The 21,883-nt window shown below is 32.8% G+C and carries 24 protein-coding genes; 10 read left to right on the forward strand and 14 right to left on the reverse strand.

Annotated elements, in window-relative coordinates; genetic code table 11:
- Positions 1 to 142 precede the first annotated feature (142 nt).
- The 6 genes from rpoN to BW983_RS06690 form a co-directional block, all read right to left on the reverse strand.
- Entirely contained in the window at positions 143 to 1,606 is a 1,464-nt protein-coding gene (gene rpoN / locus BW983_RS06665) for an RNA polymerase factor sigma-54 (protein WP_076551042.1), read from the reverse strand.
- 159 nt (positions 1,607 to 1,765) lie between these two features.
- Positions 1,766 to 3,214 carry an asparagine--tRNA ligase gene (asnS, locus tag BW983_RS06670; protein WP_076551044.1) on the reverse strand — a complete coding sequence of 483 codons (1,449 nt, stop codon included), beginning with the start codon at positions 3,212 to 3,214 and terminating at the stop codon, positions 1,766 to 1,768.
- A 194-nt stretch (positions 3,215 to 3,408) separates the two neighbouring features.
- Complete coding sequence (locus tag BW983_RS06675; protein WP_076551046.1) at positions 3,409 to 4,068, reverse strand: LA_2272 family surface repeat-containing protein; 660 nt, start codon at positions 4,066 to 4,068, stop codon at positions 3,409 to 3,411.
- A gap of 11 nt (positions 4,069 to 4,079) precedes the next feature.
- Positions 4,080 to 4,676, reverse strand: a complete 597-nt coding sequence (locus tag BW983_RS06680; protein WP_228408976.1) for a hypothetical protein — start codon at positions 4,674 to 4,676, stop codon at positions 4,080 to 4,082.
- Positions 4,673 to 5,323, reverse strand: a complete 651-nt coding sequence (locus BW983_RS06685) for a hypothetical protein (RefSeq protein WP_076551050.1) — start codon at positions 5,321 to 5,323, stop codon at positions 4,673 to 4,675. The genes BW983_RS06680 and BW983_RS06685 overlap by 4 nt, the downstream gene beginning before the upstream one ends.
- Positions 5,324 to 5,464: 141 nt before the next feature.
- Positions 5,465 to 7,177: a S41 family peptidase gene (locus BW983_RS06690; protein ID WP_084184370.1), complete on the reverse strand. Its 1,713-nt coding sequence runs from the start codon at positions 7,175 to 7,177 to the stop codon at positions 5,465 to 5,467.
- 270 nt (positions 7,178 to 7,447) lie between these two features.
- Between BW983_RS06690 and BW983_RS06695 the strand changes: the two genes are divergently transcribed.
- Both BW983_RS06695 and BW983_RS06700 read left to right on the forward strand, forming a co-directional pair.
- Positions 7,448 to 8,374: a helix-turn-helix domain-containing protein gene (locus BW983_RS06695; RefSeq protein WP_076551053.1), complete on the forward strand. Its 927-nt coding sequence runs from the start codon at positions 7,448 to 7,450 to the stop codon at positions 8,372 to 8,374.
- Positions 8,375 to 8,494: 120 nt separating this feature from the next.
- Positions 8,495 to 8,932, forward strand: a complete 438-nt coding sequence (locus tag BW983_RS06700) for a hypothetical protein (protein WP_076551055.1) — start codon at positions 8,495 to 8,497, stop codon at positions 8,930 to 8,932.
- A gap of 141 nt (positions 8,933 to 9,073) precedes the next feature.
- On the opposite strand, the gene rimM is transcribed toward BW983_RS06700, so the two are convergent.
- The 6 genes from rimM to BW983_RS06730 form a co-directional block, all read right to left on the reverse strand.
- Positions 9,074 to 9,616: a ribosome maturation factor RimM gene (gene rimM, locus BW983_RS06705; RefSeq protein WP_076551063.1), complete on the reverse strand. Its 543-nt coding sequence runs from the start codon at positions 9,614 to 9,616 to the stop codon at positions 9,074 to 9,076.
- Between the two features lie 14 nt (positions 9,617 to 9,630).
- Positions 9,631 to 10,185, reverse strand: a complete 555-nt coding sequence (locus tag BW983_RS06710) for a 30S ribosomal protein S16 (protein WP_065394937.1) — start codon at positions 10,183 to 10,185, stop codon at positions 9,631 to 9,633.
- A 108-nt stretch (positions 10,186 to 10,293) separates the two neighbouring features.
- Positions 10,294 to 10,878, reverse strand: coding sequence for a hypothetical protein (locus tag BW983_RS06715; RefSeq protein WP_076551065.1), 585 nt, complete (start codon positions 10,876 to 10,878; stop codon positions 10,294 to 10,296).
- A gap of 3 nt (positions 10,879 to 10,881) precedes the next feature.
- On the reverse strand, positions 10,882 to 11,391 hold the full coding sequence (locus BW983_RS06720) for a nitroreductase family protein (RefSeq protein ID WP_076551067.1): 510 nt from the start codon (positions 11,389 to 11,391) through the stop codon (positions 10,882 to 10,884).
- Positions 11,392 to 11,437: 46 nt separating this feature from the next.
- Complete coding sequence (locus BW983_RS06725) at positions 11,438 to 12,073, reverse strand: DoxX family membrane protein (RefSeq protein WP_076551068.1); 636 nt, start codon at positions 12,071 to 12,073, stop codon at positions 11,438 to 11,440.
- Between the two features lie 118 nt (positions 12,074 to 12,191).
- Positions 12,192 to 12,641 carry a hypothetical protein gene (locus BW983_RS06730; protein ID WP_076551070.1) on the reverse strand — a complete coding sequence of 150 codons (450 nt, stop codon included), beginning with the start codon at positions 12,639 to 12,641 and terminating at the stop codon, positions 12,192 to 12,194.
- Positions 12,642 to 12,716: 75 nt separating this feature from the next.
- Between BW983_RS06730 and BW983_RS06735 the strand changes: the two genes are divergently transcribed.
- Positions 12,717 to 13,163 carry a DUF805 domain-containing protein gene (locus BW983_RS06735; RefSeq protein WP_076551072.1) on the forward strand — a complete coding sequence of 149 codons (447 nt, stop codon included), beginning with the start codon at positions 12,717 to 12,719 and terminating at the stop codon, positions 13,161 to 13,163.
- A gap of 48 nt (positions 13,164 to 13,211) precedes the next feature.
- Here the strand turns inward: BW983_RS06735 and BW983_RS06740 are convergent, their stop codons facing one another.
- Positions 13,212 to 13,742: an SRPBCC family protein gene (locus BW983_RS06740; RefSeq protein ID WP_076551074.1), complete on the reverse strand. Its 531-nt coding sequence runs from the start codon at positions 13,740 to 13,742 to the stop codon at positions 13,212 to 13,214.
- A gap of 212 nt (positions 13,743 to 13,954) precedes the next feature.
- Here BW983_RS06740 and BW983_RS06745 point away from each other — a divergent pair, with 212 nt between their 5' ends.
- The 7 genes from BW983_RS06745 to BW983_RS06775 all read left to right on the forward strand — a co-directional run bounded on the left by BW983_RS06745 (position 13,955) and on the right by BW983_RS06775 (position 20,361).
- A complete protein-coding gene (locus tag BW983_RS06745; protein ID WP_076551076.1) occupies positions 13,955 to 15,973 on the forward strand; it encodes a M3 family metallopeptidase in 2,019 nt (672 codons plus the stop codon).
- A 219-nt stretch (positions 15,974 to 16,192) separates the two neighbouring features.
- Complete coding sequence (locus tag BW983_RS06750) at positions 16,193 to 17,479, forward strand: hypothetical protein (RefSeq protein WP_076551078.1); 1,287 nt, start codon at positions 16,193 to 16,195, stop codon at positions 17,477 to 17,479.
- Positions 17,480 to 17,604: 125 nt separating this feature from the next.
- Positions 17,605 to 17,988, forward strand: a complete 384-nt coding sequence (locus tag BW983_RS06755) for a tetratricopeptide repeat protein (RefSeq protein ID WP_139329241.1) — start codon at positions 17,605 to 17,607, stop codon at positions 17,986 to 17,988.
- 27 nt (positions 17,989 to 18,015) lie between these two features.
- Positions 18,016 to 18,435 carry a hypothetical protein gene (locus BW983_RS06760; protein WP_076551081.1) on the forward strand — a complete coding sequence of 140 codons (420 nt, stop codon included), beginning with the start codon at positions 18,016 to 18,018 and terminating at the stop codon, positions 18,433 to 18,435.
- Between the two features lie 124 nt (positions 18,436 to 18,559).
- Complete coding sequence (locus tag BW983_RS06765) at positions 18,560 to 19,237, forward strand: M949_RS01915 family surface polysaccharide biosynthesis protein (protein ID WP_076551083.1); 678 nt, start codon at positions 18,560 to 18,562, stop codon at positions 19,235 to 19,237.
- Positions 19,238 to 19,311: 74 nt separating this feature from the next.
- A complete protein-coding gene (locus BW983_RS06770) occupies positions 19,312 to 19,512 on the forward strand; it encodes a YqaE/Pmp3 family membrane protein (RefSeq protein ID WP_185116861.1) in 201 nt (66 codons plus the stop codon).
- 117 nt (positions 19,513 to 19,629) lie between these two features.
- The gene (locus BW983_RS06775; RefSeq protein ID WP_076551087.1) at positions 19,630 to 20,361 is read left to right on the forward strand and encodes a class I SAM-dependent methyltransferase; all 732 of its coding nucleotides are present in this window, start codon (positions 19,630 to 19,632) and stop codon (positions 20,359 to 20,361) included.
- Between the two features lie 41 nt (positions 20,362 to 20,402).
- Here the strand turns inward: BW983_RS06775 and BW983_RS06780 are convergent, their stop codons facing one another.
- The gene (locus tag BW983_RS06780; protein ID WP_076551089.1) at positions 20,403 to 21,851 is read right to left on the reverse strand and encodes an MFS transporter; all 1,449 of its coding nucleotides are present in this window, start codon (positions 21,849 to 21,851) and stop codon (positions 20,403 to 20,405) included.
- Positions 21,852 to 21,883 lie beyond the last annotated feature (32 nt).

Here is a 21,883-nt window from a genome sequence, read left to right on the forward strand (position 1 = left end):
GATTTTTCGAGAGTTTCACTTACATTGAAGGACTTCCTCTCCTCTGTAGGAGTGGCGAAAATTCAAAGAATTTTTGACGGAATGGTTCTACTAATAACGTATAAATAAAAAGCATTTCGATTTGAAATGCTTTTTATTTTATTTAAAGTTCTTTTCTTAATCTTGCTACAGGAATATTGAGCTGTTCACGATATTTAGCAATCGTTCTTCTTGCAATATTATAACCCTGTTCTTTTAAAATTACCACTAAAGCATCATCTGTTAATGGTTTTCTCTTATTCTCTTTACTGATCACTTCTTGAAGATGAGTCTTAATTTCTTTTGTAGAAACTTCTTCTCCATCATCATTCGTTAAACTGTCGGAGAATAAGTCTTTAAGATAAACAATACCGTTTGGAGTATCAGCATATTTACTTTTTACCACTCTTGAGATCGTAGAAATATCAAATCCTGTGATATCTGCAACATCTTTCAAGATCATTGGCTTTAAAGATTTCTCATCACCAGTTATAAAGTAATCTTTCTGGAACTTTACAATAGCCGTAATGGTCTGCAATAATGTATTCTGACGCTGATTAATTGCATCAATATACCATTTTGCAGCATCCAGTTTTTGCTTGATAAATAAAGCAGCTTGTTTGTGTTCTGAAGAGTTTTTATCGTGGGAATATGTTGTCAGAATGTCTTTATATTCCTCGGATACTCTTAAAGTAGGGGCATTTTTACTGTTAAGCATAGGAATTACCTGCCCATCCTTCACCTGAATCACAAAATCCGGGATAATTTCCTGGTTGATGGTAATCGTTTGTGTATCAAAGTTTCCTCCAACTTTTGGTGATAATTTTGAAATCTCATCTAATGCATCCTTCAGATCATCTTCTTCAATATCATATTTCTGAATAATCTTATTGTAGTGCTTATTCGTCAAAGCATCAAACTGATTTCTCAGAATATTAGCAGCTAAGGAAACCGCTTTATCAGAGCTTACTTTCTTTTCAATCTGCAATAATAAACATTCCTGCAGCCCTCGAGCACCTACACCCGATGGGTCAAGCTTCTGAACATAGTTTTCTAATATATCCTCTATTCTTTCTTTGGTAGTGTAAATTCCTTGGGAGAAAGCCAGATCATCAACAATAGATTTGATTTCTCTTCTTAAATATCCGTCTGTATCTAAGTTTCCGATCAAATATTCTGCAATCTTAAGATCTTCATCGTTGATATTCACCAGATGAATCTGTTCCATCAAATAATCATACAATGACTGTCCTTCCGTTAAGAGACTTTCATTATCAAATTCCTCATCATCCGGAGAGTAGTTGCTGGACGCGGTTTTATAGCTTGGTTCGTCGTCATAGATATACTCATTAACGTCGAAGTCTGTCTCAATGCTTTCTGTACCCTCATCCTGATAAGCGTCTTCCAAAGAAGAATACTCATCTTCCTTAGAATCATCCTTTGCAATTTCCAAAGCAGGGTTTTCTTCTAACTCTCTCTCCAACTCCTCTTCAAATTCAAGAGTATGAAGCTGAATAAGCTTCATTAATTGGATCTGCTGAGGTGCCAGCTTCTGTCCTAATTTGAGTTGTAAGTGTTGTTTAAGCATATTAATATTGGCGTTTTAACATAACATATTCTACGAATTTAATAAATTTATTTGACAAAAAATACATTTAGCATGATTTTTGCTTTATACATCTAGTATAATAAACTATTAATAAATAAAAAAAGCCTTAAACAAATGTTAAGGCTTTTTTTTATTGCTCTAGAATTCAGCGCTTTTTGGCGTTCTTGGGAAAGGAATCACGTCTCTGATGTTTGTCATTCCTGTTACGAAAAGAACCAGTCTTTCCAACCCTAAACCGAAGCCTGCATGAGGCACAGAACCGAATTTTCTGGTATCAAGGTACCACCAAAGTTCATGCTCATCTACATGCATATCTGCCATTTTCTCTTTTAATACGTCTAATCTTGCTTCTCTTTCTGATCCACCGATGATTTCACCGATACCAGGGAAAAGAACGTCCATTGCAGCAACTGTTTTGTTGTCTTCGTTCAGCTTCATATAGAAAGCTTTGATTTCTTTTGGATAATCGAATAATACAACCGGGCACTCAAAGTGTTTTTCAACTAAATATCTTTCGTGCTCAGACTGAAGATCAGCCCCCCATTTTTCAACAGGATAAGCAAATTTCCCTTTCTTATTTTCTTTTGAGTTCAATAAGATCTCGATAGCTTCTGTATAGCTTACACGCTTGAAACGCTTTGCTACCACATTCTGAAGTTTTTCAATAAGACCTTCTTTTGCTCTTTCTTTTTCCGGTTTTGTCTTTTGTTCTTCTGCAAAACGATTATCTAAGAACTCAAGATCGTCTTTACAGTTATCCAATACATACTGGATCACATATTTTAAGAAATCTTCTGCAAGATCGATGTTATCTTCAAGGTTGTTGAATGCTACTTCCGGCTCAATCATCCAGAATTCTGCAAGGTGTCTTGTTGTATTTGAATTTTCAGCACGGAAAGTAGGTCCGAATGTATAGATTCTTCCTAACCCCATTGCCGCTGTTTCTCCTTCAAGCTGTCCTGAAACGGTAAGATTCGTTTTTCTTCCGAAGAAATCCTGAGCAAAATCAATTTCACCTTCTTCAGTTCTTGGCATATTGTTCAGGTCAAAGTTCGTTACTCCAAACATTTCTCCTGCACCTTCTGCATCAGCCCCTGTAATTACCGGCGTGTTGATATAGAAAAATTGGTTTTGGTTGAAGAATGAGTGAACGGCAAAACTTACCGCGTGACGTACTCTGAAAACAGCTCCGAATAAGTTCGTTCTGAATCTTAAGTGCGCTTGCTCACGAAGTTTTTCCAGACTATGTTTTTTAGGCTGAAGGATCGTGTTTTGAAGTTCTTCTGTAAAGTTATCTCCTAAAACGATGATCTTTTTAGCAACAATTTCCACAGATTGACCAGCTCCCTGACTTTCCACCACTTCACCTACTACTTTAAGGGAAGAAGCTGTGCTAATTTTCTTGATGATCTCTTCATCAAAATTTTCGAAATCAACAACTATCTGCAAATTATTAATCGTAGATCCATCATTAAGAGCTATAAAGCGATTAGCACGGAATGATCTTACCCATCCGTAAACTGTAATGTCATGATGTAATACTTTCTTGTAATCCTTTAGGATTTCTTTGATCGTTTGCTTTTTCATTTGTTGATAATAAATTTTTGTATAAAAATTAATGGTTGCAAAGTTACAAAAAAACGGCGCAACTTGATGATTGCGCCTTCTTTAAAAAATCATTTATCAATTATTTAATGTATTCAATAAAAAAACAGGTTTTCATTACCCTTTCCAGCAGGTTAAAAAGAAGAAGTTGAGGTCTATTTTTTATCTTTTTATTTTTAAAAATTAATAACCGGAAGACTTCTTTTGGCATTTTTGTTCCATAGTCCTATTTGAAGTCCCTTTCCTTTTTTAGATTTGTTAATGATGCCTATCTGAACTCCTTTTATTTCATCCGCTCCATTGAATCCTCCAATTTGTAACCCTTCCATCTTTTCTGACGAATTAAAAGCTGATATGCTCATACCTTTCAATACATCCACATTATTCCCCATCATTGAAATGAAAACACCATTCCCTTTATCCATATAATTCATAAGTCCCGAAACCGAAATACCGCTTACTTTTTTGCTATAATTGTAAAGGGATACTGACACCCCGTTATGAGTTACTTCTCTGCCATATCCTGCACTTGAAATATTAAGCCCGTTTACAGTAAGCAAACTACTATCATTTCTCGGTTTTGATGGATCATAAAACATCCAGATAACAAGCCCTAAAGGATTAAGCTCCAAATTAAAGCCATTAATCTTCTGATCATACCTATTATTATCCATAAGGCTTCCGCCCAACCCTACAGCAAGTCCATTCACTTCTTTTATTTTCCCACTCAAAGGTGTTATTGAAACCACCTTATTTTTTGTAGCAACAAGAGAATCCTGTGCATATGTCATTCCTTGAACTAGAAAAAGACATATTATTAAAAATGTTGTTCTCATAAGTGTATTTTCTAATTAATTCTTTTATATTTTTCTGCATAATTGATTGTGTATCCGGACCAGAAGAAAAGTAGTAAAGCACCACTATTATCCCTATATTTCTGAATAAGAAGATTTTGATTTTTTGTCAATCCCATTCTTGACTGAGAAACCTGACAGCCTCCTAATAAATAAGGAACTCCGTGGCATTTTGAAATGTAGTTTTTAAGTAAAAGCATTCCTTTTTTAAGTAAAAGCATTCCTTTTTTAAGCTCTGCATCATATTTAAAAAGACATTTAACTTCATTATCCTTTAAAAAGGCAAACTGTATCTCATACATTTTGTCTTTCACCAATGGTACAGATTTTATCCTCACCCGATCGCAATTATTAATTAATGAACTTTTCACATCAAGTATATCTCCAACATTCCCTGCTCTATCTGATTTCACATTATTATTCCTTACATACTCATATCCATTGTAATTATATTCTCCGTCAATCATATGAACATTTTCTTTTTTTAATTCCAGCAAATCATCTTTAATCATTGATTTCCCAAAACTCACACAAGAACTCAGACTGAAAACTATTATTATTAGTACAATCGTTAAAGCAAACTTTTTCATGGCTTTTGATTTTTTTGTTTTCTAAAATTCCAATTGATAAAGGGTAATTTTCTTTTCCCGTTCTCATTCCATGCTCCGATCTGTATTCCCCGAAAATCCTCACAACTGTTATACAATGATATTTGAAGTCCTCTACATTTCTGCCCTACATTCGTAAAAGGAGCGACAGAAACACCTTTTATTTCGTGATGTAAATTATAAAGTGGAGAAACAGCCATTCCGTTGGTGATAGCATATGAATTTATATTACTTGAAACATTGATTTCCAAACCATTGGTTATTGTAGGTTCCATATTAATTAGAGATAACTGAAGTCCATTGATTTTATTCATTTTATTTTCAGAAACAACTTCATAGTCATCGTTCAAACTTCCTTTACTTAATACATCCGGTAAATTAAAAGCCAATAAAAAAGGATAAAAAATGCCCACTATATTTGCTCCCACAACCAGTCCGTTTACTTTCTTGGGAACGAGATCACCATCCTCTTCAAAATATTTAAATAAAACACCATTTACATTTTTTACATGTTTTGAGGGTGAAAATCCAAAAACTTTAGGTCTTAAAGAATCTACTTTTATAGCGTCTGATGCATAGATCAGATTACAGAATAAAAGAATCGGTATTAAAAAAAATTGTGTTTTCATAACTTCTAACTTTAAAATTATAAGTCAAAATTATCTGCTCAAGGCAGATTTTTGAATGTGAAAACACATTAAAAAAAATATCCTATTTGCGAAAATCACAAATAGGATACTAAAATTTTATATAAAGAATTACTTATATATTCATTTCATATTCAGAAAATCAATAGCTTTCTCTATGAAAGTATCTTTACCGTTTTTGATATCTTCAAGATTATCTTCCACCACAATATCAGGCTGTACTCCGATAGTATGAAACAAAGATCCATCAGGATTTCTTACTTTCATCCCTGTGAAAGAATATCCCATAGTATTCAATAGTGGTCTACGATTAATATTTCCATTCACACCTCCCGTAGGTCTTCCTATCAGTGTTGCATAGTTATTTCCTTTGATATATTGAGCAATTGACTCTTGAAAACTGCCACATCCTTCATTTACCAATAAAACTATTTTTGCATTGAGTTCTTCTTTTTTCTTAAAATCCCATCCTTTCCAATTTGAATATGAAATATCATTGTAAAATGGATTCTCAATTTTTGGAAAACTCATAAATTTAACTTTATTTCTATCTGGAAAGAAGGTAGCTAAAATAGCTGTTACCCCACCGTTACTCGTCTTAGGATAACCTCTAATATCAATAATAATTTTACCAAAAGACTTAATATAATCGATTTTACTTTCTACTGTTATTTTTTTTAAATTCTGTAGGTTAATGTACAATACATTATTTCTTAATTCCTGCATTTCAATTTCGTTATCATAGCTAAAGAAAGTTTGATTCATCGTATTAAAGTCTCTTTTTAGGTAAACAATATTACCATTATCAAGACTAATAGAAACAGCAGTATTTTCCTTTCCTTTAAAAAGTTCCTTTACAGCATTTTGTGTGTTATAGTGATCCGAACCAGACCAATATTGCTTAATACTATCAATAACCGATTCTACGTTTTTATCATCAATTTTAGTTATTATATCTCCTTTTTTCAATTCAGTATTATTTCCTAAAATTTTGGTAACAACAAGTTGTTTTGTTGTTCTCATATATCTTGTTTTTATTCCTGGTGAAAAGTAATTCAATTTGAAATAGTCCGGATAAGAAATCCACATATGTCCATCATTGAAATAATGTGATATCTTTCTAAGCGTAAAATAATTTTCCTCTTCATTTTTGTTCTGATAGGCTGAAATAAGACCTTCTTTCAATATTTTATCCCAATCCAGTTTCATTTCATCCTGATAAGGAAAAAAATGCCTCAGCCCGGACCACATGATGATCATATTCGCAAGAGCTGTATTTCGGTCAAAAGTTTTTGATTTCAAACTTTGATATCCATTAAGGTTTCCTTCAGGAAAAGTTTTATTATTTTTAGAGTAAACAATAAGAGGAATAATTGGCGAAAAATTATTGGAAAGTTTTAGAGTATAAAACGGTTGCGGAATAGGGATACTTCCTATATTAAAATCAATGCTGTCTACATTTTTTCTTTTTCTGTCATATGTTTTTTTTTGAGAATCATTTCCTAGCCCTTTATTTACCCAATAGACAGGCTTCGTTCCGGTTTTATCCCATTGATATTCATTTTTACCATACGTAACAGAGGGTGCCAATGGAAGAAAAAGTTCCTTTATCTTTATTTCAAATTCCTTTTGATTCTTCGTTTTCAATATTTCTTCTACTCCATACATTGCGAACAAGTCCCAATTAAAGTTTGCAGACTCATCACTTGGATGAAAATGCCTTACCACAGAATACATTTTAGCAAAATCTTCAAGCTTCTTGATTTCTGAATTACTTTGTCCGAAAATCAATCCACTGCATACAATACATAGGAAAAATAATTTAAGTTTTGTCATATTTATCTTGAGTTTATGAATATTTCAGGATGATTAGCGAAGCAAAGAAAAAGTAAATTTGGTAAGACCAACGAAAAACAAAACATAAACTTTTTTTAAACTTTGGCAAAAAATCATAAAATTTCGTAAAAACAACCTGTCTTTCTTCTATACAAAAGCTTTTATAAGGAAATTAGTAAAAAACAGGTTCTCTATTTCAGCTTTATAAGATAAAAAAGTATAGCATTATTCAATATAAAAAAACAGTACATTTGTGAAAATCACAAAACTATGCACCAGGAAGCTTTATTAAAAGAGATCCGGAGAAAAATTGGTGACCGATCACTGAACGACGAGATTGCCAATATTCTTAATATCAGCTATGATGCTGCTCATAGAAGGACATCTCAAAAAGCAAAATTCAGTTTTGAAGAAGCGCTGGAACTTGCAAAATATTACCAAATTTCTCTGGATCAGTTTTTAGGTACAGAAAATCAATTGGTTGTTAAGAGAACACAACCTGTGAAAACTACTGAAGATCTCTTAAATTACTTTGAAAATTCACTTAAAATTCTAGATGTATTTCAGGATATTACCAATTCTAAAGTATATTATTCCGCTAAAGACATTCCGTTTTTCTATACCATTTCAGATTCTGTTTTGTCCCGTTTCAAATTTTATGTCTGGATGAATCTGTTGAATCAGGATAAGTTTTTAAGCCCTTTTCATGAGTTTAATATGCAATATCATTCTGTTAAAAATGAAATGCTTAAAGATTTATATGACAAACAAAATGTTACAGAAATTTGGAATGACACTACCATTATGAGTGCTTTAAGGCAGATTAAGTTCTATTCCGAAATGGGACTTCTGAGAAAAAGTGATATTGAACTGATTCTTGAGGACCTGAAGAAATTATTAATGGATCTGGAAAATAAAACCTTGGAAAAATCTAATTTTCAAATTTATATCAATGATCTTGTGATCTTAAACAACAGTATTTTGTTTAAAAATGAACAACAATGTTCTTTCTTTATCCCTTTCAGTATGTTTGGATACATGATGACCAATGATAAAATAACCTGTGAAGATTCTTTAAGCTATTTTGAATATCAGATCAAAAATTCAAGATCGTTGAATGAATCCGGAAACAGGGAAAGAAAAATGTTCTTCAATAAAATGTATGAGCAGATTGAAAATTTAAATCAGAAATTATAACATTTAATCAACTCTTTAGGATGATTATAGGTTGTATTAAAATAAATTCTTTCACCTGAAGTTAAATTATGTATATTTAAACAATAATTACTTTTTTATAAAACTAATCCCATATAAACAATGACATTTAACGAAATAAAGAAAGAAATTAAATTTGATATAAAAACAGATAAAAAAGTAAAAGCAATTTGGTATTGGGGATTATTTTCTATGACTGGCGTATTCATTTTAAAATGGATCAGAGCAAGACATATGCATCTTTCAGAAACTCAGGATTTTCTTCAGGGAACGTTACCTAATTTTTTTGCGGCTACCGGAATTTTCGCGTCAGTTTTTATTTTTTATAAGCTTCTTTTTCGTACAGACGCCTCTTCTTCTAAGAAGTTAATCTTTTCAACATTATTTACTTTTTTCGGATTAATACTTTGGGAAGTTATTCAGTATTTTATGGGTTCTCCTATGGATATTTACGATGTATTGATGACCATTTTAGGTTGTATTCTTACAGGAGGTTTTATACAGATTCTTTATTCTGAAAATTCATCACAAAAAATATAGACATTTAAGTATATTTTAAATGTTCTCAATAGAAATATTCCTGAAAATCAATCAACAATTGAATTCAGTTTTTAAATGATGAAAATTATTTATGAATAAGTGAATGATCAACAAGGAAATTGACCATCATTAAAAAGAAATTTATTCGTCTTTCTTAGAAGGAACTAGAAAAACATCAATAAGACCTTCAGGAAGTACCATTTTGATGGTTCTTTCTTCTCTGTCTACCTCAAGAATCCAGTCTTTGATCATAGGGATAACCACTTCTTTTCCATCCAGATTGGTAATGAAATACACCTGTGCGGTCTGATCATTTACAGATCTGATCACTCCACAGTTGTTATCATTTTCATCAAAAATTTCAAATCCGATGATTTCGTGGTAGTAGAATTGCTTTCCTGAAAGTTTTGGAAGAGAAGCCAGTGGAAGGTAAACACTTTTACCCAAAACCTGGTCTACCATTGCTTCAGAAGAGTTTTTGAAAGCAAGGTTCAGAGCGTCTAATTTGCTCCATGATGATTTTTCAATAAAAAATGGAACCAATAATCCGTTGATTTCAACGAATATTGATTCCAATTTATTGTAAAGCTCAGGCTGATCGGTATCCAATTTAAGAATAACGTTGCCCGCAAGTCCGTGTCTGCGTGTAATTTTCCCCAACAAATAGCAATCTTCTTTACGCATAACAGGAAATGTTCTTAAGCTTCAGTGTTTTCTTCAGTTTCAGCAGCAGCTTCTCCTTCTGTAGCAACTTCTTCAGCAGGTGCGTTTGCAGCTTCTTCAGCAGCTTTAGCATCAGCTTCAGCTTGTGCAGCAGCAGCAACTCTAGCTTCGTTTACTTTTACTTCAGCTTCTAAAGCAGCTTTTTTAGCATCAGCTTTAGCAGTAGCTAAACCTTCAACTTTACCTTGTACTTTAGATTCTTTAGCTTCTAACCAAGCATTAAATCTTTTTTCAGCTTCAGCTTGATCAAAAGCACCTTTAGCAACACCACCTTGTAAGTGTTTTTTGTAAAGAGCACCTTTGTAAGATAAAATAGCTCTAGCAGTATCAGTAGGCTGAGCACCGTTGTTTAACCACTGTACAGCAGAATCAACGTTCAACTCGATAGTTGCTGGGTTAGTAATTGGGTTGTAAGTTCCTAGTTTCTCGATGAATCTACCATCTCTTCTAGCTCTAGAATCTGCAACCACGATGTGGAAGAAAGGTTTTCCTTTTTTACCGTGTCTTTGTAATCTGATTTTTACTGACATAATGTTTGAATTTTACGGGAACTCGTCCCAGTTAAATATTTAAGAGTGCAAAGATAGAATAAATTTTCCAATTAGATAATCTTAAATTGATATAATTTTATATTTTTTTCAAACCAGCAAAATAAAGGGCAAAACGGTTGAAATAATAACCGAAATCAAAACAGCCAAAAATACAATGATATTATCCTTGGTTTTCTTTGTAATCCATCTAATCACCAAATAATTTAAGATATAAACTGGTATAAGCAAAAAGAATGAAAATTCAGAAGTAAACGAAAGTATAGTATAAAGAAAAAGTAATCCATTAATAGAAGCAAAAACAATTCCTAAAAGACTTCTATAAATTGTTTTTTTATCAATTCTATCATTGTCCCTCACTCTCGAAAACTGATCAAACTTTTCAAGAATAAAAATTTTTAAATCTTCTTTGTCCATTACTTCTGATGAAATATTATTGAGAACAGAATTGATTGTTTCTCCTTTCTGTACACTATGATAAACCTCAAAAGCAACTCTACCCTTTTCTTTAATCAAAGCTTTCCTCTGTTCAGCCTTACTTACAAACTCATTATAATTAAATTTTTGATTGATCACCTCACGCATCTCATTATTTATTGTGCCGGTATGATCAGTCATATGAAGATAAGCCACAAGCAGATCTTCTTCATTATAATTACGGTAAATATTCTTCATTAATTATACTTCTCCCATATAGAAAAGTCCAAGGCACTTCTGGTTTTCTTCTATTGTCAAGGATTCTTTAAGATAGTCAACGATTTTAGGGGAACTCCAGTAGCAACCGACATTATTGGCAGTACAGCTTAGGTACATATTCTGAACCGCCATAGATGTTGCCGCAATCTCTTCCCACTCAGGAACCATGCCACTGAAATTAACAACTATGGAAACAATTACATTTGCCTTATTGATTTTAAAGCCGATATCGTTATACTTTTTCTCCAAAAAAAGCTGTTCAGGCTGGGTAGCCTTATAGATAGCCTGCATTTCTGAAGCCAGTTTTGCTTTTTCCTCTCCTTTGAATATTTTAAAACGCCAAGGTTTCGTACGTTTATGATTAGGAGCAAGTGTCGCTGAATGTAAAATTTCATCAATAATCTCCTGAGAGATTTCAGCATCCGTATAATCTTTTGGGAAAATACTTCTTCTTTGCTCTATAATTTCTTTTAAAACTTCTGCTTTATTCATACCTGCAAATTTACAACATGAAATTCAATCTGTTGTACTTAAAATGTTAAGTATTTATAGCTAGTTTCTGATTTTTATATGCTTTGTAATTACTGATAACAAAGGTTACAAGAATAATTAAAACAAATAATATTCCCAACCATTTTTCATATCCTTCTCCCATCATAGGATTCAGCCTATATAAAGCAATAAAACTTATGGCATATATCACACCTGTAATAATCCAGCCGTAACCAGGATCGGGATATACCTTCACTGTGCTTGCTTTATTATAACTAAAAATTGGAAGTAGCTTATGCTGATCCCACATTATAAGTACCAGAACAGCAATCATCATTAAGGACGTTATAATCCAGGTTCCTGTAAAAGAAAGACTGATAGTAATGATCCATATATTCGTCAATATGGCAAGAAATAATAATGCTCCCAAAGTTGCAAACCGCTGAGTCATCAGTAAAATTCCGGCTGTGAGCTGAACCAGTCCTAAGAAATTCCAGTAAAAGCCAGATTGATATAAGGCTTCAAAAAAATATCCTATTGGATGATCTGTTGAAATTCTGGTGAACCTCTCTCCCAACAATTTCACTAATCCCGATGGGAAAAAAGCGAACCCCAGCAAATAACGCAAATGGATAATGACCCATTGATTGAATCTATTGGTTCTTAAACTCTCAAATGTCATGGTTATATATTTTGAGGTCCAAAGTATTAAATAAAAAACAAAAACTTCAAATAAATTTGAAGTTGTATTTATCGAATCATAGAAAATTCAATCGCGAAATAAAAATTTATCATTCAGGTTATAGTACTTCCACTATTTTCTGATGGATTTTATTCAAAGTAAATTCATCACCTGCTCTCATTCCCATCATTTTTTTTGCCATGGGGCTTTCCGGAGAAATGGCATAGAAGCGATCTCCTTCAAAGAAAAATTCTCCTAATGAAACGGAAATATAAAAACGGGCTTTATTGGTAATCACCAAAGATCCCAGCTGAATTCTTTCTGTAGAGTTATTCAGTACTTTTGCCATGTTTCTTTTCAGATCATTCAAAGCACCAAGCTGTCGCTGCATCTGATAGATTTCTTCCTGCATTTCTTCTCTCATGCTGTCGTACTTTGGTGTCTTTTTAATATCACGACTGGCTTCCAGAGTAAATTCAATAAAATTTTTAAGCTTCTCAATTTTCTCTGCAATGGTAGTTTTTACAAAGTCTCTGATATCACTTTTTTCAAATACAATCTTCTCCATAAATCGATTCTTTATATAAAGATAATATTTTTTAAAATAATAATTATACTTTCGTGTTTCTATAAAAACTAATTAATGATTCATAGAATTCTAAATCAATTCTCCCGCAAAGGCAGAATCACCAGAGGAGAATATATTATTTCATTTATGATATTTGTGGCAATCTGCTATCCTTTATCCTGGATTGACAAAAATTATGATTTACCCGTAGGAATTAAGGAACCGCTTAAATTATTATCCCTTCCCATACTTGCTTTTATTTTACTAAGAGGAGCAAGAAGATGTCATGACAGAGGTAATAGCGGATTATATCAGTTTATCCCCGGCTATTTTTTCTTTATGATTTTAGGAGAAAGTGATTATGGGATCAATAAATACGGTCCGAATCCAAAGGGAAAAGGCAATGATACCATTAATACCACTACAGATAATTTTCAGAATGCTTTAATCAGTAATCTGATGCATGATCATCATTGCAATCATTGTAAACATCACCACTGTAATTGTAAACATAAAAGATAAAATCTACGAAATAAAAAAGCCTTGTAACGTTCTACAAGGCTTTTCATTTTATTTTTCCGATAATTTCTTCAGGTCTTCAAGTCCCTGATTGAACATTTTATTCATATTCATATCCATCATAGGTTTCATAGGTTTCATCATTGTATTCATTTCATTATCAAATATCCAGGTTACTTTTGTACCATTTCCATTAGGTGTTAGCACGAAAGCAATTTTCGCATCTCCTTCAAATGGCTTGATGAAATGAAGTTTCGCACCCAGTTTTTCATTCGGAATGATATCTGTAACCGTCTGCTCACCTTCGCCCACTTTTTCATTTCCTTTCCACTTGTAAGTGTCACCTACCTGCCCGCTTGTTCCAGAATACGTAATCTGAATATTAGGGTCACCTTTAGCAAAAGGATTCCATGCGTTTATTCCTTTATTGGAGCCTATATATTGCCATACTTTTTCTTTTGAAGCATTGATGACAATAGATTTTTCATAATGATAATCTTTACTGAAAGCCAACATGGCAATTACAGCATATACAATAACCAGCAAAATGATGATGCCGATAAATTTTAAGAGTGTTTTCATAGTCTATTTATTTAAGGTTATTTATTTTAAATGAATCTAAGATTTGTTTTTCAAAATTAAATATTCCCACATCACTCCCTCTTTCCATATGACAAGATTATTTAAAGTTAAGGCATTTTTGTCATAATTCAGTTTCCGGGCATTATTTTTGTGCATTTCAACCGGGATTCCCCGATGAATCCTTACATTTACGTTTAACTAAAAATCGAAAAATGAATATTTTAACAGAAAAATTTAACACTCCATATCACTCAGCACCATTCGGTGACATCAAAAATGAAGATTATCTTCCGGCATTTAAGGAATTGATCCAGAAATCAGAAGAGGAAATCAATGCTATTGTTGACAATTCTGATGCTCCTACTTTTGAAAATGTTATCGAAGCTCTTGCCTATTCCGGTGAACAATTAGACGTGGTTTCCAATATTTTTTTCAATTTAAATTCTGCAGAAACCAGTGATGAACTTCAACAGATCGCTCAGGAAGTTTCTCCTATTTTAACAGAATATTCTTCAAAAATATCTCAAAACGAAGCTCTTTTCAACAAAATCAAAAAGGTATATGATGAAAAGGAAAAATATAACCTTAATGAAGAGCAGGAAATGCTTTTGAATGAAACCTACAAAGGTTTTGTAAGAAGTGGTGCTTTATTAAATGAAGAAGACAAGGAAAAATTAAAGAAAATCAGTATGGATCTTTCTTTAAAATCTCTACAGTTCGGACAAAATGTACTGGCTTCTACGAATGCTTATTTCAAACACATTACGGATAAGGAACAATTGGCAGGAATTCCGGAAGCAATCATTGAACAGTATGCAGAGGAAGCAAAAGAAAGAAATCTTGAGGGCTGGGTTGTTACGTTACAGTATCCAAGCTATATTCCTTTCATGACGTATGCCGAAAATCGTGAGCTTAGAAAGGAACTTGCGCTGGCAAATGGCAAAAAATCTTTTGATGGCGGAGAGTATGATAACCAAAACCTGATCAAAGAACTTCTTACTTTAAAACAGCAGAAAGCTGAACTTTTAGGATATAAAGATTATGCAGATTTTGTGTTGGAAGAAAGAATGGCAAAATCTCCAGTAAAGGTTTTTGACTTTTTAAATGAACTTTTAACCAAAGCAAAACCATACGCTGATAAAGAAATTGAAGAATTGAAATCTTTGGCAAAAGCTGATGGTATTGATGAAATGCAAGGCTACGACCACGCTTTTTATGCTGAAAAACTTCGTAAGGAGAAATATGATTTTAATGATGAGGAGTTAAAACCTTACTTCCCATTGAATCAGGTTCAGGATGCTGTTTTTGGATTGGCTGGAAAACTATTTGATTTAACTTTTGAGGAAAGAAATGATATTCCAAAGTACCATGAAGATGTAAAAGTGTATGAAGTAAAAGAAAATGGAGATTATAAATCACTTCTGTATGTTGACTATTTCCCTAGAAAAGGAAAAAGAGCCGGCGCATGGATGACCAGTTATAAAAACCAATATCAGCAGAATGGAGAAAACTCCCGTCCACATATTTCTATTGTTTGTAATTTCAGTAAACCTACAAAAGATACGCCTAGTTTACTGACATTCCAGGAGGTAACGACTTTATTCCATGAATTTGGTCACGCACTTCACGGAATGATGGCAAATACTCAATACCCTACTCTTTCAGGAACTTCTGTAAAATGGGACTTTGTGGAACTTCCGTCACAGTTTTTGGAAAATTTCTGCTATGAGCCTGAATTCTTAAAAACGTTTGCAAAACATTATAAAACAGGAGAAGTTCTTCCAGATGAAAAAATAGAAAAAATAGAACAGTCTAAAAACTTCATGGAAGGCTATCAGACTTTAAGACAGCTTGGTTTTGGATTACTGGATATGAATTATCATACCAAAGTCAACGAGCTGGAACATGAAAGTGTAAAAGAATTTGAAGATAAATACACCAAAGCCATAGCGCTTTATCCTTCCAACCCTGAAACAGCGATGAGCCCAAGCTTTTCACATATTTTCCAGGGCGGATATTCTGCAGGATATTATTCTTACAAATGGGCAGAAGTATTGGATGCTGATGCATTCCAGTATTTTAAGGAAAATGGAATCTTCAATCCTGAAATTGCAGCAAAATATAAAATTCTTCTTTCTTCAGGAGGCACAAAAGATCCTATGGAGCTGTATAAAGCCTTTAGAGGAAGCGAACCTAAAGTGGAAAGCTTGTTGAAGAGGGCATTTGGATAAAAAATAATATTGAAAACCATTAAGACTTATTAAAGCTTAATGGTTTTTTAATTTAATACAGAATCAATAGAACTAATTTGCCTAAGCATGAAGTATTGAATTCGGATTACTCTTTCAGAATTGATGACAAAAAAAGCTTTAGTTGAATTTTGAAATAATGGGTCAATATTAATTTTCTTTATTATATATTTTTTATAGTTTCGCATCATAAAAACAATTATGAAAACGGTACTATTTTTATTACTTTTTATTTCGAATTTCGTCTATTCACAAATTACAATCAGAAACGAAAGCTTAGTTGAAAAGCCCTATTATAAACCAAAATCTTTTGACAGTTTATCAAATATTCGGGAGCAAAAAAGATTTATCGATTATAAGCAATATTTAGGGTATAAACTCTATTTAAAACCAAAATCAACTAAATTCACACCGTCTCAAACAGATAAAAAATTTATTGATTATTTAACAACTGACAAAGAAAAGTCATTGAAAAAACCCGGAAAAATTCCTTTCAATGATATCATAATATACAAAGCTTTTAATGGTGGAAAAGGGCTTTCAGGAGCTGCAAAAGATCAGTATGAGAGGGCTCTCAAACAATATGAAGATCTTGATAAATTAAATACCAATATTTATTTGCCGGAATTCACTTCTGTAAAAACAGATCCTACTGATGGAGTAATCTATGGATATGCAGCTACAAAACAATCTGAAGTAGAATCAAAGTATTTTACGATACTCGAAATAGAAGGAAGAGATAAATATTCCCAAGACAAGAAATTCAAAAAACTGGAAGATCTTCCATCAGATTTATCTACCCAAACTGCTGAATTAAGAATCAAGCTGAAAAAAGATCAAACGAATGACACCCTTTACTGGAATGTAAATGAGGCTAGAAACTTTGGAAACTATCCTTTCATTCTTGTTCCTTACTTTGAAAAAGCAAAAAAGGATTTTGTTGGTCAAAATTTAGTGGCTACAAAAAGTCTTTCTAATTTGGTCAATAGCAAGACAGGAGATATTGTCAATATCGAGCAAAATCAAAAATGGTTTTGTGAAGATTTGAGTTTAACCGACACCAATAAAGCTAAATATTTAAAACCTCTTTATTACCTCACGAATCAAAATAATACGATTGTTTTAGATATAGATCAACTACGCAGCTCTTTCATTACTGAAGTACAATACGATAAAATTCAGGAGGAGAAAAAATTAGCAGAAGCAGAAAAGATAAAGCAGGAAAAAGCAGATGAGAAAAAACGTATTGCGGAAGAGAAAAAAAACAGACAATTGTATATCAATAAGTATGGCGCAAAACTCGGAAGTTTAATTGCTGACAATAAAGTTGCCATAGGAATGAATATGGAAATGTGCAGACTTGCATGGGGAGAACCTTTGGATATCAACAGAATCACAATGAAAGGCTACGCCCATGAACAATGGGTTTATGGTTTTGGAACCTATCTGTATTTCAATAATGGAGTTTTATCTACAATACAGGATTAAAAAACCTCTAAGTTATCCCAGTTTTACATAAAATTTTCATCAATATTCTGGATGCACTGGAAACCACTACTGAAGAAAGGAGATTATAAGGAAGAAAAATAATTCAGTAATTTTAAATCATGAACATGAATGCGATAACAAAAAGACTAGAAAATGTAAAAAAACTCCAAGCTAAAAGATGGGAAAATGAAGACCATTGGGATGACATCAATGATCTTTTAATCAAAGAACTGGATGAAATTCTATTGCTTGAACCCAACAATACTTCTGCACTTACCAATATAGGTGCAATTTATTCCGATATGGGCGAAAATGAGAAAGCTTTGGATTATTTAAAAATGGCTTTAAATTTAGGTTCTGAGGATAAAAATCTTTTTGTAAACCTTACTATTGTGATGATTTATATGGAGAAACATCAGTCAGAATATTTAGAGTATCTTGAAGATGTTGAAGAAAAAGTGGAGAATCCTCTTACCTTTAAAGCGCATTTCGAACCACAGTCCCGTTAAGAGTTTTAGATAAGATCTTTTTACATAATGAAAGAAAAAATAAATAAATTGGAAGCAGCTTTTAATGAATCGCTAAAAGCTGCTCTTCACAATATTGATTCGGAAAAGATTGATGAAATCCTGGATAACAGAGATTCTTCAACATTTTCAGATACATGGATGAAAGCTTACCATGTCATTGAAGAAAAAGTAACGGATGATGAAACAGAAGATACAATAACCCAAATCCGAAAGGAAATTTTTGTGTCTATTTTTAAACTTACCGGATCATCTGAACTCTCTTCTTATATTTCTGATGATTTTGGATTAATCAGTTCTTATTATATTCACGATATTGAAAACAGTTGGGTTTCCGACTTACTTTTCACGTATCTTAATCATCAGATTCCACAGGGAAATTTGTTGAAAACAGATAAAACGATCAAAGAAGTGGTTGAAAACAAATAAAATGGAGATCAGCAAAACTGGAGAATAATTTCTACAGATATATCCCAGTGGCAGAACACATTCTGTTGAACCGGGAAGACTTAGATTCAAGCCCTTTTATCAGACCAACAAAACGAAATAACACATGAAAAAAACTTTTCTTTACTGCATTCCTTTCATGTTTCTGCTGAGTTGTAAAAAGGAAAAGAAAAATTCTCCAGAAATCACCCAAACTGAAAAGACCGACTCTCTGATTGCTACAAGAATTGATTCTGCAAAAATTCCGGCAACAATACAGTATAAAGGAAATTTTAGAGATGGGTTCCGATGGAAAGATAAAACAGGCGAATATATTGTCATTACTTCCGAGACGGGAATTTACAGAAATGAAAATCTTCCACATGAATTTGATGACAGTGGTGACGCTGAGATTTTTGCCCATTGTTATTCATTGCAAAACAATCAACAGGTATGGAAAGTTTACGATTACATTAAAGACTGTCCGGTAGATATCGTGGCTGAATTTGTAAAAAACACTTTAAGCATAACCGATCTGGATCACAACGGAATTGCTGAAGTCTGGATGATGTACAAAACTGTTTGTCATGGTGATGTAAGCCCCTCAGATATGAAGATCATTATGTATGAAGGCAATAAAAAATTTGCTATGCGTGGAGAATCAAGAATTCAGTATGGAATCAATGACAATAATGAACCTATGTTTGAAGGAGGTGCCTTTACTTTTGATAAAGCATTTAAAGAAGGTCCGAAAGTATTTAGAGAATATGCTGAAAAATTATGGAATAAACACATTCAGAATTAATTATCAGACAATTACTTTCATTATATTGAAAATCAATATATTTGTTTAACTATATAACCTTAAAAGTATAAATCATGTTTTTAGCTATTGTACTTCCCTTCTTATCCTTTATTGTCCGTGGAAAAGTTCTTACCGGAATTATTTGCTTTATTCTCCAAATCACATTAATCGGATGGCTTCCTGCTGCAATCTGGGCTGCAATGTCTCTGAATAATGAAAGAGCCAATGAACGAAACCAGGAATTAATTCGTGCAGTGCGAGAAAGTCAAAAATAAAACAATTTTACCCTTATAATTTATAATCCTTTATTCTTTAAAGGATTTTTGTTTTTTTAAAGCTTAAAAACTATTCGGTTAATAATCATAATTTTATCATAACAAATCCTATTTCCAATGAAAGAAAATAAATACGACAATCAGTCATTTTTTGACCAATACAAGAAAATGTTACGTTCCCAATTGGGATTGGAAGGTGCCGGAGAATGGCATGCTCTGAAAAATATGTTACCGGATTTTAAAGATAAAAATGTTCTGGATCTTGGCTGTGGATTTGGGTGGCATTGTCGATACGCTATAGAAAACGGAGCAAAATCTGTAGTTGGAATTGATCTTTCAGAAAAAATGCTGGCAAAAGCTCAGGAAATTAATAATCTGAGAGGAATTCAATATGAAAGAAAAGCTTTGGAAGATGTAAACTATCCTGCCGAACAGTTTGATATTGTCCTAAGTTCACTTACCCTTCATTATGTAGAATCGTTTGATGCTATTGCAAAAAATATCTATCAATGGCTAGCTGTTGGTGGACATTTTGTATTTTCTGTGGAACATCCTGTTTTTACAGCGGAAGGAAGCCAGGACTGGGTATATGATCAATCCGGAGAAAAAACCTGCTGGCCCGTCGACAGGTATTTCATTGAAGGAAAAAGAAATACCACATTCTTAGGAGAAAACGTTATCAAATATCACAGAACTTTAACTTCCTATCTGAATACCCTATTAAAAAATGGTTTTAAAATAAAAGAAATCATTGAACCTGAACCAAGTCAGGAAATGCTAAAAGAAATCCCAGAAATGAAAGAAGAACTGCGCAGACCAATGATGCTGTTGATCTCTGTAGAAAAATAATTCAACCATATTTTTAACTGTAACCATTAAATTCAAATTTACTATCTGTGAAACTTTTCATTAATGGAAGATTCAGTAATTTCCGGATTCACTTTAAGCAGTTTCGGAAGGACATAATCCGGTACTTTAACAACTGCAACCAATACAAAGATTAGACAAAAAACATTAAGAATTACCGCTATTGTAAAAGCATTATGATAATGCCTCATCACAGGTTTCTCCCCAAGGAAATAATAAAAAACACTTCCTATCAATACTATTCCAATGATAGCTGCTATCTGCTGAAATGTATTGTAAACTCCCGATGCATTGCCTATCAGTTTTTCAGGCATACCCGAAAATGCTATATTGGCAAGCGAAGGAATGATGGTTCCTACACCCAAACCATGTAAAAACAATAACAGGCAAAACAGATAATAATCATTCTGAAATCTGAATACAATAATCTGTAAGATAAGAATCATCATAATAAATCCAAGTCCAAAAATCAGAGCTATTTTCCCGTATTTCAATATAAATTTCACTGAAAAAACTGAAGCTAAAATAAATCCTATTCCCTGAAAAACGATTACTTCTCCGGCTTTCAGTGAACTTATTTTTAACCCGTCCTGAAAAAAAACAGACAGAATATAGAAATAAGAATCCAGCATGATAAAAAAGAAAGAAACCGCAATAATTCCCAGATTGAAATTTTTAAAACAAAACAGTTCAAAATCAATCAGGAACGGCTTATTATTTTTCAGTCTATTTTTCTGATTTTGTATAAAATACATTAATATTAAAAACGAGAAAACGATTACAAGCATATTTTGAAGAGAGAATCCTCCCTGTTCCAAAGCGGTAAGCGCATAAGTTATACTAAAAAGCCCTGTGGATAAAATAAGCACACCCCAAATATCAAACGATTGCTTCATCATCATTTTAGATTCCTGCAATTTTATAACACTAAAAAACACTGCAAGCAGACATACAGGAACATTAATAAAGAAAATAAACCGCCAAGGTTCTTCAAATCCTGTTAATGATGAAAAATAGCCACCTAAAAACTGCCCTGCAATTGTTCCAATTCCAATGGTGATTCCGTACCAGCCCATTGCTTTTGTGCGCTGTTCATGATCTGGAAACAGAATCTGTATCATTGAAAGTACCTGCGGAGCCATTAATGCAGCACTTGTTCCTTGTATAAATCTTGAAATCACAAGCTGTATTGCACCGGATGAAATTCCACAGCCTATAGAACTGATCATAAAAAAGAGCAGTCCAATGACGAACAACTTTTTTCTACCGTACAAATCCCCCAATCTCCCACCAGTAATTAAAAAAGAAGCAAAACCAATGAGATAAGCAGCAATCATAAACTGCATCTCTCCGTTCGAAGCCTGCAAATCTCTCTGTATAGACGGAATGGATACATTGATGATAAAAATATCCATAATTGTCAACAATTGTCCAAACAGTATTATACTCAATATTAAATAGTTATTTTTCATTTTTATATAGATATATCTATTTTTATTGATCA

Origin of the sequence: Chryseobacterium ureilyticum, from assembly GCF_900156735.1 — a bacterium.
Lineage (GTDB): Bacteria > Bacteroidota > Bacteroidia > Flavobacteriales > Weeksellaceae > Chryseobacterium > Chryseobacterium ureilyticum.

What these genes read in the sequence shown, in the direction of transcription:
- rpoN (WP_076551042.1), bottom strand. Translation starts at nt 1,606, where the DNA reads ATGCTTAAACAACACTTACAACTCAAATTAGGACAGAAGCTGGCACCT.
- asnS (WP_076551044.1), bottom strand. Translation starts at nt 3,214, where the DNA reads ATGAAAAAGCAAACGATCAAAGAAATCCTAAAGGATTACAAGAAAGTA.
- BW983_RS06675 (WP_076551046.1), bottom strand. Translation starts at nt 4,068, where the DNA reads ATGAGAACAACATTTTTAATAATATGTCTTTTTCTAGTTCAAGGAATG.
- BW983_RS06680 (WP_228408976.1), bottom strand. Translation starts at nt 4,676, where the DNA reads ATGAAAAAGTTTGCTTTAACGATTGTACTAATAATAATAGTTTTCAGT.
- BW983_RS06685 (WP_076551050.1), bottom strand. Translation starts at nt 5,323, where the DNA reads ATGAAAACACAATTTTTTTTAATACCGATTCTTTTATTCTGTAATCTG.
- BW983_RS06690 (WP_084184370.1), bottom strand. Translation starts at nt 7,177, where the DNA reads ATGACAAAACTTAAATTATTTTTCCTATGTATTGTATGCAGTGGATTG.
- BW983_RS06695 (WP_076551053.1), top strand. Translation starts at nt 7,448, where the DNA reads ATGCACCAGGAAGCTTTATTAAAAGAGATCCGGAGAAAAATTGGTGAC.
- BW983_RS06700 (WP_076551055.1), top strand. Translation starts at nt 8,495, where the DNA reads ATGACATTTAACGAAATAAAGAAAGAAATTAAATTTGATATAAAAACA.
- rimM (WP_076551063.1), bottom strand. Translation starts at nt 9,616, where the DNA reads ATGCGTAAAGAAGATTGCTATTTGTTGGGGAAAATTACACGCAGACAC.
- BW983_RS06710 (WP_065394937.1), bottom strand. Translation starts at nt 10,185, where the DNA reads ATGTCAGTAAAAATCAGATTACAAAGACACGGTAAAAAAGGAAAACCT.
- BW983_RS06715 (WP_076551065.1), bottom strand. Translation starts at nt 10,878, where the DNA reads ATGAAGAATATTTACCGTAATTATAATGAAGAAGATCTGCTTGTGGCT.
- BW983_RS06720 (WP_076551067.1), bottom strand. Translation starts at nt 11,391, where the DNA reads ATGAATAAAGCAGAAGTTTTAAAAGAAATTATAGAGCAAAGAAGAAGT.
- BW983_RS06725 (WP_076551068.1), bottom strand. Translation starts at nt 12,073, where the DNA reads ATGACATTTGAGAGTTTAAGAACCAATAGATTCAATCAATGGGTCATT.
- BW983_RS06730 (WP_076551070.1), bottom strand. Translation starts at nt 12,641, where the DNA reads ATGGAGAAGATTGTATTTGAAAAAAGTGATATCAGAGACTTTGTAAAA.
- BW983_RS06735 (WP_076551072.1), top strand. Translation starts at nt 12,717, where the DNA reads ATGATTCATAGAATTCTAAATCAATTCTCCCGCAAAGGCAGAATCACC.
- BW983_RS06740 (WP_076551074.1), bottom strand. Translation starts at nt 13,742, where the DNA reads ATGAAAACACTCTTAAAATTTATCGGCATCATCATTTTGCTGGTTATT.
- BW983_RS06745 (WP_076551076.1), top strand. Translation starts at nt 13,955, where the DNA reads ATGAATATTTTAACAGAAAAATTTAACACTCCATATCACTCAGCACCA.
- BW983_RS06750 (WP_076551078.1), top strand. Translation starts at nt 16,193, where the DNA reads ATGAAAACGGTACTATTTTTATTACTTTTTATTTCGAATTTCGTCTAT.
- BW983_RS06755 (WP_139329241.1), top strand. Translation starts at nt 17,605, where the DNA reads ATGAATGCGATAACAAAAAGACTAGAAAATGTAAAAAAACTCCAAGCT.
- BW983_RS06760 (WP_076551081.1), top strand. Translation starts at nt 18,016, where the DNA reads ATGAAAGAAAAAATAAATAAATTGGAAGCAGCTTTTAATGAATCGCTA.
- BW983_RS06765 (WP_076551083.1), top strand. Translation starts at nt 18,560, where the DNA reads ATGAAAAAAACTTTTCTTTACTGCATTCCTTTCATGTTTCTGCTGAGT.
- BW983_RS06770 (WP_185116861.1), top strand. Translation starts at nt 19,312, where the DNA reads ATGTTTTTAGCTATTGTACTTCCCTTCTTATCCTTTATTGTCCGTGGA.
- BW983_RS06775 (WP_076551087.1), top strand. Translation starts at nt 19,630, where the DNA reads ATGAAAGAAAATAAATACGACAATCAGTCATTTTTTGACCAATACAAG.
- BW983_RS06780 (WP_076551089.1), bottom strand. Translation starts at nt 21,851, where the DNA reads ATGAAAAATAACTATTTAATATTGAGTATAATACTGTTTGGACAATTG.